This is a genomic window from Castellaniella sp. FW104-7C03, assembly GCF_040276085.1.
Taxonomy (GTDB): Bacteria; Pseudomonadota; Gammaproteobacteria; order Burkholderiales; family Burkholderiaceae_B; genus Castellaniella.
Genome location: NZ_JBELOK010000021.1, coordinates 1 through 5,159, shown reverse-complemented (window position 1 = coordinate 5,159; position 5,159 = coordinate 1). Strand labels below are relative to the sequence as shown.

Here is a 5,159-nt window from a genome sequence, read left to right as displayed (position 1 = left end):
AGATGTTCCAGCCAGTTTCTCAGCATGGAGAACTCCTTCAGGATACGAGAAACGGCCGCAGATGCTGCGGCCGTACTGTCGAAACCGCCTTATTCCTCGTTGGAGGCCCGTGCCTTCGCAATCAGATCTTTACCGATCTCGTCGGCAAACTGAGTCCAGACCGGACGAACAGCCTCACGCCAGGCGGCAACATCCCGCTTGGTAAGGGTTTGAATCTTAGCCTTACCGGCATCAGCAATCCGTTGGCGATCGCGATCATTGATCTCGGCAGCCAACTGGTTGGCATATTCAGTAGCCCCAGCCATCGCTTTTTTCAGGCCGGCACGGACGTCTTCAGGCAAACCATCCCACCAGCCAGAATTGGTGATTACCATGTAATCCAATGCACCGTGGTTGGTGACAGCAATGGTCTTCTGGACTTCGTGGAATTTTTGCGAGTAGATGTTGGACCAGGGGTTCTCGGCACCATCCACAACACCGGTTTGCAGGGCCTGATAGACCTCGGCAAAAGACAGCTTCTGCGGATTGGCGCCCAGTTGACGGAACTGTGCCTCAAGCACATCAGACGACTGGATACGGAATTTCAAGCCTTTGATGTCTTCCGGACGAACCAGGGAGTCCTGGTTGGAGGACATTTGCTTCATGCCATTGTGCCAGTAAGCCAAGCCCTGGATACCCTTGGATTTCATCGCATTCAGCAACTCTTGACCATCAGGGCTGGCCTGGAAGCGATCCAGTGCGGCCACGTCATCAAACATGAATGGCAGGTCAAAAATCTGCAGCTTCTTGGTATAGCGGTCGAACTTGGCAAGCGACGGCGCAATAATTTGCACATCACCCAGCAGCAGCGCTTCCATTTCCTTGCCATCGCCAAACAACTGCGAGTTGGGGAAAACCTGTACATCTACTTTACCGGGCAGCGCAGCCTCGGCCAGCTCTTTGAATTTCAGGGCACCCTGGCCCTTGGGGGTGTTTTCGGCCACGACGTGGCTGAATTTCACAATAATGGGTTTTTCGGCAAAAGCGGCTGAGGAAAACGCCAGAGCGACACAAACACCCACCGTTTTAATAAGAGGCATGCGGATTTTCATTTAAAAGTCTCCTGATTTATGAGAGATGGAAAAAACGTGTTCAATGAGAAACATGCTGATCAGACGTTCTGATCGTCTGCTGAATATCTGCAATCAACTGCGAGCCGATCACATCTTTCATTTCCTGCACCACTGGCGCCAAGGCATCTACCCAGGCTTGGCGCTCTGCAGCAGTGAGTGTATGAACCTCGGTTTTGCCCGATGCGCGTATTGCATCCAGGGCTGCGGCGTTTTCCGCATCCGAGATCGACGCAGCATAACGAGTGGCCTCTTGCATTGCGTCTTCGAGTGCACTGCGGATGTCAGCCGGCAGATCGTCCCAGAACTTCTTGTTCACGATCACGACGTACCCCAAATATCCGTGATTGGAGGCCGTAAAATGCGTTTGGACGTCCTGCATATTCTGTGTATAGAAATTGGAGGGTGGATTTTCCGTGCCATCCACTACGCCCGCTTCCAGTGCTGCATATACCTCGCCAAAGCGCATGGTGATGGGTTGCGCACCCAGGGCCCTCATCTGGGCATCCAGCACCCTGGAGGGTTGAATCCGCATACGCAAGCCCGACATATCCTCGGGCCGGTATAAGGGACGATTCGCCGAAAACGACTTGAATCCGTTGTCCCAAAAAGCAAGCCCCACGATACCCTTGCTGCGTAGACGATCAAGCAAGCGCTTGCCAATGGGGCCCTGGGTAATCTTGTGCAGCGCTGTCTCATCGGGAAACAGAAACGGCACGTCAAATACCTCAAACTCTCGAACGCCCAACGGGGTCAGCTTGGACAATGAGGGCGCGATCATCTCCACAGCCCCCAGCTGCAGTGCCTCGAGCTCATCCCGATCCTGATAGAGCTCGCTGTTTGGATATACTTGCACGCGCACACGGCCACCAGTCGCCCGCTCGGCGAGTTCCTTGAAGCGCAAAGCTGCCTTGCCCTTGGGCGTCGCCGGGGCCACCACATGGCTGAACCGGATCACGATGGGCGACGGCTGCGCCTGCACTGGAGACAGGCTCAGCAACGCACAGGCAAACAAGGCGGCAAACAATTTGATCAAGGAAAATCTTCTTTAGCCGAAGCAGTGGCAAGGTAAAAATTCGTGACGTCATTCTGTGCAAACTGGCCTTGGCAATCAACTGTGGATATCCACAATCGGGCGCAGGCATAGGAACCTCCGCAAACTTCCTGCCTCAGATACACTGGCAAAAACAAAGATTCCCATGCGCACGTTTTCTCTCTTTTCTTCAATCAGTCACCGCCGCACCCTGCAATGGCTTGTCCTGGTGGGATGCACAGTGCTGTTTCTACTGACAGTGATCTGGCTGCCGTACAAAGCACAACAGATCGAATCCACCGAACGGCAGGAACAACTGATCGCCGATACCTTATGGGTTGAGCAAAGCATCCGTTTTCAACTGGGACGCAACGAAGACTCCGTCAGGGCCCTGGCCAATGAGATTGCCAACAACCATCTGGCGGGCGAATTACTGAGCAAACGCATGCAGCTGATTTTGCGCAGCCATCCCGAACTCGCCGGCATGGCATGGGTCGATAGCCACGGAACCATAGTGCTCTCGTCGGGAAAAGCCCCCTTCTCCATGGATACCCCGGGACGGCTGAGCGCCAAGCTTGAGCGCCTGCGTAACACGCTCGAGCCAGAATACATCCAGCCCGACCCACCGCAGGACAGCCGCCATTCAGCCACAATGGAGTATCTATTTCCTGTGCAGCAACAGGGTGTCTATCTAGGCAGCCTGCTGGTCAGTTATTCGATGTCCGGCATTCTCGAGCACATGGTGCCCTGGTGGTTTGCGCAAAAAAGCGAGATCCGTCTGACAGACCGTCTCGAGAACACGCTGGGGCAACGCACTGCAGGTGGGGTCGGGCGTCATGTATACACCTATGCCCACGACCTGCACCTGCCGTACGCCGATATCACCTTGCGCACAGACAGCGTGCGAGGTACACCCCGCCTGATGTCCAACTTGCTGGTGGTGGCGATTGTCCTGCTCAGCCTCGGGCTGTTCTGGAGCCTCACCGCCTTGTGGCGCGATATCCGGCGGCGCGTCCAGGTCGAACGCGCATTACGCGGTCAGATCGCTTTCCGGACAGCAATGGAAGATTCTCTGGTGACCGGCTTGCGAGTCTACGATCTGGACGGCCGCATCACGTATGTGAACCCAGCCTTTTGTCGAATGGTCGGAATCCCTGCCGAAGAACTGATTGGACGGGCACCACCTATGCCGTACTGGGCCCCCGAGCTTATGCCCGGCTACCAGGAGCGCTTTTCTCAAAGGCTCTCGGGCACGATCAATACGCATGGTTTCGAAACTGTTTTTCGCCGGACTGATGACGAGCGGTTTCCCGTTCTGATCTACGAATCTGCCCTGCGAGACGACACGGGACGCCAGACAGGCTGGATGGGTTCCATCATGGATCTGTCGGATCGCAAACGGTTCGAAGAGCTCAGTCGTCGCCAACAAGAAAAGCTTGAGGCCAGCGCCCGTCTGGTAACTATGGGAGAGCTGGCGTCCACCTTGGCGCACGAACTCAATCAGCCCCTGGCTGCCATCACCAGTTACACCACAGGGGCACTCAACCTTTTGAACGACCCCGACACGAGCCTGGACCAAACCATCGCGGGACGCCTGCAAGGCGCACTTGAAAAGGCCAACATCCAGGCCCAGCGTGCCGGGCAGATCATCCGTAGCGTGCATACCTTCACCAAGCGGCGCGAGCCACACCTCGAAACAGTGGATCTGCGCACCGTGATCACCGAAGCGGTACAACTGGCGGAGCTACAGGCCAGCCAGCATTTTGTGCAGATACACACCGATGTTTCTCCTGAGACACCAGCTGTGACGGCAGACCCCATGATGCTCGGACAAGTGCTGCTCAATCTGACCCGCAACGCCATTGAGTCAATGCGCGATATGCCCCCTGAGCGACGAATCTTGCAGATCAATGCAGGTTGTGAATCCGGAAGCCCCAGCAGTGTCACCATCAGCGTGACAGATCGGGGCTGCGGGATATCACAGGAAGCAAGAGAACGCCTGTTCTCGCCTTTTTTCTCCACCAAGCCCGATGGCATGGGAATGGGCCTGAAAATCTGCAGAACCATCGTAGAATCACATGGGGGTTCGCTGTCCTATTCCGATAACCTCGAAGGCGGTACGATCTTCCGGTTCTCGCTTGCGACAGCAAATTAAACCTACGTACTGCCCACCCAGCGATCACCACCTTCCGGCTATTTGTACAGCCTAGGCTGACGCACTAAAACACGGGTGCACACTTGGCCACCAAAGGCATCAATACAGCAGGAGCAAAACAAGTGTTACACATCGTCGACGATGAAGAAGTAATTCGCGATTCCCTTATGTGGCTGGCAGAATCCCGACACATCCAGGCCACCGCCTACGACAGCGCCTCACAATTTTTATCTGTGCTGGATTCAGACTATGTGTTCAATGACGATGGTGACTGTCTGCTGCTGGACATGCGTATGCCTGAGATGAGCGGCGCCTCGCTATTCGAAGCCATCTCTGCTCGCGGATTCCGTGCACGCATGCCGGTGATATTTTTAACTGGCCACGCGGATGTGCCCATGGCCGTAGACAGCCTCAAACGCGGCGCCTTTGACTTCTTTGAGAAGCCCTTTAATGACAATAAATTGATGGATCGGGTACAGGAGGCACTACTGGCCTCCGTGCAAGGCGGCCTCCAGGCAGATGTGCAGGCCCGTTTGGCCACGCTGTCTGCCCGCGAGCGAGAAACCTTGGGTTTCATCCTGGAAGGTAAGATGAACAAGGTGATCGCTGACGAAATGGGCATCACGATGCGTACGGTCGAGGTGCACCGCGCAAGCATCTTTACAAAGATGGGCGTGCGCACAGCAGTCGAGCTTGCTCGCCTGATCCAATAACAGATTATCTATCTTGCACAGGGGCCTGTTTGGATTAAGCAGGCAGGCATGTTTTGGCCTGGTGCAGGCACAGTGTGGTGCTTGTTAAGGCGAAGTTTATTCTAACCCGAGTGTACGAAGCGAGCGCGCAAAACAAAGCCCCTGCAGAG

The 5,159-nt window shown here is 55.3% G+C and carries 4 protein-coding genes; 2 read left to right on the top strand and 2 right to left on the bottom strand.

Annotation, left to right across the window (positions count from 1 at the left end):
• Window positions 1-89: 89 nt before the first annotated feature.
• Both ABS758_RS14850 and ABS758_RS14845 read right to left on the bottom strand, forming a co-directional pair.
• On the bottom strand, window positions 90-1,091 hold the full coding sequence (locus tag ABS758_RS14850; RefSeq protein ID WP_350384123.1) for a TRAP transporter substrate-binding protein: 1,002 nt from the start codon (window positions 1,089-1,091) through the stop codon (window positions 90-92).
• A gap of 40 nt (window positions 1,092-1,131) precedes the next feature.
• Window positions 1,132-2,142, bottom strand: a complete 1,011-nt coding sequence (locus ABS758_RS14845; protein ID WP_417277480.1) for a TRAP transporter substrate-binding protein — start codon at window positions 2,140-2,142, stop codon at window positions 1,132-1,134.
• A gap of 166 nt (window positions 2,143-2,308) precedes the next feature.
• Between ABS758_RS14845 and ABS758_RS14840 the strand changes: the two genes are divergently transcribed.
• A complete protein-coding gene (locus ABS758_RS14840) occupies window positions 2,309-4,297 on the top strand; it encodes a PAS domain S-box protein (RefSeq protein WP_350384121.1) in 1,989 nt (662 codons plus the stop codon).
• A 122-nt stretch (window positions 4,298-4,419) separates the two neighbouring features.
• Window positions 4,420-5,010: a response regulator transcription factor gene (locus ABS758_RS14835; RefSeq protein ID WP_350384120.1), complete on the top strand. Its 591-nt coding sequence runs from the start codon at window positions 4,420-4,422 to the stop codon at window positions 5,008-5,010.
• The last annotated feature ends 149 nt before the right edge of the window (window positions 5,011-5,159 follow it).